The following is a 5,526-nucleotide window of genomic DNA, read 5'->3' on the forward strand; positions in this document are numbered from 1 at the left end:
TTGCGATGGCGCAGATCAGCTCCGGTACCGATCCCGCGGAGAATCTGGAACTGGTGGCGGCGGCCACCGAACGGGCGGCGGCCGGAGGGGCCGAACTTGTGGTGTTCCCGGAGGCGACGATGTGCCGGTTCGGGGTGTCGCTCGGCCCGATCGCGCAGCCGCTCGACGGGCCGTGGGCCGACGGGGTGGCCGAGATCGCGGCGCGGAACGGGGTCGGGGTGGTGGCCGGGATGTTCACGCCCGACGGTGATCGTGTGAAGAACACCCTGCTGGCCGTGACACCCGACGGGGAACGGGCGGGCTACGACAAGATTCACCTGTACGACGCGTTCGGGTTCGCCGAATCACGGACCGTCGCGCCCGGCGCCGAACCGGTGATCATCACCGTCGCCGGTTGCCGCGTCGGCCTGGCCACCTGCTACGACATCCGGTTTCCGCGGCTGTTCACCACCCTTGCCCGCGCCGGCGCTGATCTGATCGTCGTGCCGGCGTCGTGGGGGGCCGGGCCGGGCAAAGTGCATCAGTGGCAGACCATGGCCACCGCGCGGGCGCTCGACTCGACCGCGTTCGTCGCGGCCGTCGGGCAGGCCGAACCGGCCGATCCGCAGGTCGCGGCGTCCGGGGCGCCCACCGGAATCGGACACAGCCGCATCACAGATCCCTTCGGTAGCGTGGTCGCCGAATACGGCAGCGCTCCCGAGGTCGGCGTCCACGACATCGACCTCGCCGCTGTCGGCAAGGCCCGCACCGCGCTGGCCGTCCTGGACAACGAGCAGCACATCACGGAACCTCGTCTGGCGTTCTGACGTTGTCCGTAGGTACCCGGGCCTGACGTGCCTGATGACGACGAGAACTGGGCGGGGAGCGAGGACGCGGCAGGCACCCGTCCCGAACCCTGCCACCGGAGAATCTAGGACCGACGTATGAGTGATGAACACCGGCCCGACGCGACGGTCGGCGACCCTGATCAGTGGACCGCCGCGGGTGAGGACACCCTCGACGGTTCTGCAGCCGTCGACGGACCGGGATCGTCGCCCACTCAGGAGAACGCGACCCAGCCCGTCGACCCCGATCGCACCGTGCACGGTACCGGGCCGGCGGATCCGGATCAGACCCTGCGCGGCGTCGAACAAGTGAACCTGGACGTGCCGCCGTACGAGACCGGACCGGTCGATTTCGGGAAGACCGCGCGCGGTTCGGATGTGAGCGAATCACCGGATTCGCGGTTCGCGGCCACGGCGTCGCGGCCGACGATCCCCGGGTCCGCGCCGGTGCGGACCGACGACACGGGCACCATGAAGATCGAACCGCAGTCCGCGTTCAGCGGAACTCAGGCATACTCCCAGGTCGAAGGCGCCGGCCGGGTGCCGACCACGCCGTTCGACCACGGTGAGGACACCGCGCATCTCGGCGGGCAGACCCCGCCGCCGGCCGGACACGGTGGTGGTGTGGTCGCCAGTTCGCCGTCGCGGCGCAACCGCGGCAAGATCCTCGCCTGGACGTCGGCGACGTTGGCGCTGGTGTTGGTGATCGGGCTCGTCGGCAGCGAACTGTTCTTCCGCAATCGCGCACAGAGCTGCATGGAGAAGGCGTTCAGTGACCTGACGGGCTCACCGACGAACGTCGCCCTGTCCAAGAAACCGGTCCTGCTACAGGCGATGAGCAACGAGTTCCCGTATGTGCAGGTCGACACCAAGAACGAATCCGGCACCGGCATGACATTGCACGCCCGGGCCGAGGGTATCCAGCGCTCCGGTGACGACACGACGATCCGCAGTCTCGACGGCACCGGATCGGTCCCCTTCGACCGGGTGACCGAACTCGGCGAACAAGCTCAGGACCAGAATCAGTCGGGCGGCGGGGGTCTGCTCAGTGCCGGCGAGATCACCAAGGTGTCGGGCAACGCCGCCGACGGCACCGTGTCCATCGAGGCCAGCGTGAAGGCACTGTTCCTGTCGATCCCGGTGTCGACGACGATCAAACCGGTCGTCGAGGACGGCAAACCGCATTTCGAGGTGCAAAAGGCCAACGCCTTCATCTTCGGTGTGCCGTCCGACTTCGCCCAGCAGATCGTCGACGAGGTCACCACCACCATGTTCGGGACCTTCTTCGACGAGGTGAGCATCGACAACCTCAAGGTCACCGATACCGGCGTCGACTTCACCGTGTCGGGCAGCGACGTCAAACTCATCGCCGACAACAACACCGTCGCCGGCAACACCGTGAAGTGCGGCTGATTCTCAGCTGAAGACGACGGTCTTGCGGCCGTGGACCAGAACGCGGTCCTCGAGGTGCCAGCGCAGGCCGCGGGCCAGGACCAGGGTTTCGATGTCGCGGCCCTGACGGACCATGTCGGCGACCGAATCACTGTGGTCGATGCGAATGACGTCCTGCTCGATGATCGGTCCGGCGTCGAGGTCGGCGGTCACGTAGTGGCAGGTGGCGCCGATCAGTTTGACGCCCCGCGCGAACGCCTGATGGTAGGGGCGGGCGCCGACGAAGCTGGGCAGGAAGCTGTGGTGGATGTTGAGCGCCCGGCCCGCCCACGCCTCACACAGGATGGGCGGCAGGATCTGCATGAACCGGGCCAGGACCACCGCGTCCGGGTGGTAACTGTCGACGATGCTCGCGACCTGCGCGAACGACTGTGCCTTGCGCTCGGCGGTGAACGGTACGTGGTGGAACGGGATGCCGAACCGTTCGGTCAGTTCGGCCAGGTCGGCATGATTGCCGACGACTGCGCTGATCGTGGCGGGCAGTTCACCCCGGTGGGCGCGCCCGAGCAGGTCGATCAGGCAGTGCGATTCCTTGCTCACCAGCAGCACCACCGACTTGGCCGCGGCGGGGTCGGTGAGCTTCCATTCCGCGTTGAGCGGGTCGCCGACCTCGGTCTGGAATCTGGCCGCGATCTCGTCACGGGTCAGCGTCACGGCGTCGGCGCGGATCGCCTGCCGGGTGAAGAACCATCCCGAATCGGGGTCCGAATGGTAGCCGGCCTCGGTGATCCAGCCGCCGATGTCGGCCAGGAATCCGGAGATCCGGGCGACGATGCCCGTCGTGTCGGGGCAGCCGAGGGTCAGGACGTAGCGGTCTGTACCCGAAGATGAAGGGCCGGAAAACGAGGGGCTTGAGGACGAAGGCCCGGTCGGTGAAGTCACATCGTCAAGTGTGCCAAGCTCGACTGTGTGACCAACAACGACCTCAGGGTGACCGACACCGATCTCATCACCCGCTATCCGCGCCGCGACGTCGCGGCCATCGTCGACCACACGCTGCTCAAACCGGAGGCCACCCGCGCGGACGCCGAGGCCGCGATCGCCGAGGCCGTCGACCTCGGGGTGTTCTCGGTGTGTCTGTCACCGTCGATGCTGCCGATCGACACCGGGATCGTGTATACCTGCGCCGTCGCCGGATTCCCGTCGGGGAAGCATCATTCGCTGGTCAAGGCGGCCGAGGCGCGGCTGGCCGTCGACACCGGCGCCGACGAGATCGACATGGTGATCGACGTCGGAGCCGCGGTCAACGGCGACTACGACGAGGTGTTCGCCGACATCCTGACCGTGCGGGAGGCCATCGGGCGGGAGAAGGTCCTGAAGGTGATCATCGAATCGGCTGCGCTGCTGGAGCTTTCGGGTCCGGATGCGGTGACGCAGGTGTGCAAGCGGGCGGTGACCGCCGGCGCCGACTACGTCAAGACCTCCACCGGTTTTCATCCGCTCGGCGGGGCGAGCGTCGAGGCGGTCGAGTTGATGGCCGCGGCCGTCGGCGACGGCGCCGAGATCAAGGCATCCGGCGGCATCCGGACCGCCGAATTCGCCGCCGCACTCATCGATGCCGGAGCCACCCGTCTCGGATTGTCGGGCTCACGGGCGGTCCTGGACGGTTTCGCCGAGTAGCGCGATCTGTCGGGTGTCGATCGCGGTGCCGGTCTTGCCGGGATCGGGGTGGTGCGAGTCGTGATTTCAGCCACTCAGGGCACAATTGCACCGTCGCATATAGCGTGACACGCATGGTTCGCCGGTAGATTTGATGGGATGAACTGGCAGTGTCACCCGGATCAACCGCACCTCAACCGACGCACAGTGCTGGTCGCGGCGGGCATCGGTGTGGCCGGGCTGGTCGCGGCGGCGTGCGGCACCGGATCCGACGACGACAAGAAGGACACCGGGCCCAAGAAGCCGAAGGTGTCGGTCGCCTACACCCCGGACCTAGCCTCGCCGGACGCCCCCAACCCGACGGACGAGTTCTCGGTGAAGGCGAGTAAAGGTACGTTCAACCCGGACGTGAAGCTGCTGAACCCGCAGGGTGTGGCCGTCAAGGGCGAATTGTCCGACGACCGCACCACCTACACGATCACCGAACCGCTCGGCTACGGCGCCACCTACACTTGGCGCGGCACGGCCGTGGGTTCGGACAACCTGCCGGTGAAGGTGCGCGGCAGGTTCACCACGCTCACCCCCGACGCGCAGCCCAACGTGGTCATCAACGTCGCCGACGGCCAGGAAGTGGGCATCGCCGCTTCGCTCATCCTCAAGTTCGACAGCACCATCGACGACAAGGCCGCCGTCGAGAAGGTCCTCAAGGTCACCACCACACCCGAAACCGAGGGCAGTTGGGCGTGGCTTGGTGAGGACGACGGATCGCGCGTGCACTGGCGGCCCCGCGAATACTGGAAACCGGGCACCAAGATTCATCTCGACGCCAAGCTGTACGGGCTGAGGATGGGCGAGGGGGTCTACGGCGCCGCGGACATGACCAGCGACTTCGCCATCGGGCGGTCGCAGATTGTCAAGGCCGAGGCGTCCTCGCACCAGATCGTGGTGATCCGCGACGGTTCGACACTGATGACGCTGCCGTGCAGCTACGGCGAAGGGGACCTCGACCGTAACGTCACCCGCAGCGGGATTCACGTCGTGTCCGAAATGCACGAAGATTTCTATATGACCAATCCGGCCGCCGGATACTTCAATATCCACGAACGCTGGGCGGTACGGATCTCCAACAATGGAGAATTCATTCACGCCAACCCGGAAACCGTTGGGGTGCAAGGTTCGTCGAATGTCACCAATGGCTGTATCAATCTGTCGCTGGAGAATGCGCAACAGTACTTTCAGACGGCGATGTACGGCGACCCTGTCGAGGTGACCGGAACCCGCATCGACCTGTCGGAGGCCGACGGCGACATCTTCGACTGGATCTTCGGCTGGGATCAGTGGACCAGCATGTCGGCGATCACCGGGCAGGCCCGGGACCAGTCCATCACGGCCACACCCAGCGGCGCCCCGCGCAGCGTCGCGCCCAGGTGAACCCCGTTGCCGGTTGAGGTCGCGGCTACCCCGTGCGGATGTTCCGGCGGGCCGACGCCTGATCGCGGGGTTTGAGGATGATCTGGTCGAGATTGACGTGCGGGGGACGGGACGCGGCGAAACCGATCACCTCGGCGACGTCGCCGGCGGTGAGCGGGGTCAGGCCGGTGTAGGTGGCGTCGGCGCGTTCCTGATCGCCGTCGAAACGCACCAGCGAGAA

The 5,526-nt window shown here is 66.7% G+C and carries 5 protein-coding genes and 1 pseudogene; 4 read left to right on the plus strand and 2 right to left on the minus strand.

Translation table 11 applies throughout. The annotated features are described in order from the left end of the window. Together Q0627_RS06380 and Q0627_RS06385 are read left to right on the plus strand one after the other, a co-directional pair. On the plus strand, window positions 1–806 hold an 806-nt coding region (locus tag Q0627_RS06380), incomplete at its 5' end, for a carbon-nitrogen hydrolase family protein (RefSeq protein WP_298808523.1). 117 nt (window positions 807–923) lie between these two features. Then, window positions 924–2,237, plus strand: a complete 1,314-nt coding sequence (locus tag Q0627_RS06385) for a hypothetical protein (RefSeq protein ID WP_291015926.1) — start codon at window positions 924–926, stop codon at window positions 2,235–2,237. A 3-nt stretch (window positions 2,238–2,240) separates the two neighbouring features. Here the strand turns inward: Q0627_RS06385 and purU are convergent, their stop codons facing one another. Continuing rightward, complete coding sequence (gene purU, locus Q0627_RS06390; protein WP_291015927.1) at window positions 2,241–3,158, minus strand: formyltetrahydrofolate deformylase; 918 nt, start codon at window positions 3,156–3,158, stop codon at window positions 2,241–2,243. 48 nt (window positions 3,159–3,206) lie between these two features. Between purU and deoC the strand changes: the two genes are divergently transcribed. Both deoC and Q0627_RS06400 read left to right on the plus strand, forming a co-directional pair. After that, window positions 3,207–3,896: a deoxyribose-phosphate aldolase gene (gene deoC, locus Q0627_RS06395; RefSeq protein WP_291015941.1), complete on the plus strand. Its 690-nt coding sequence runs from the start codon at window positions 3,207–3,209 to the stop codon at window positions 3,894–3,896. A gap of 138 nt (window positions 3,897–4,034) precedes the next feature. Continuing rightward, complete coding sequence (locus Q0627_RS06400; RefSeq protein WP_298808526.1) at window positions 4,035–5,306, plus strand: Ig-like domain-containing protein; 1,272 nt, start codon at window positions 4,035–4,037, stop codon at window positions 5,304–5,306. A 25-nt stretch (window positions 5,307–5,331) separates the two neighbouring features. Here Q0627_RS06400 and Q0627_RS06405 read toward each other — a convergent pair. After that, window positions 5,332–5,526 (minus strand): annotated as a pseudogene (locus tag Q0627_RS06405) (SDR family oxidoreductase); the annotation flags it as partial.

Origin of the sequence: uncultured Gordonia sp. (genome assembly GCF_937858515.1) — a bacterium.
Classification (GTDB): Bacteria; Actinomycetota; Actinomycetes; order Mycobacteriales; family Mycobacteriaceae; genus Gordonia.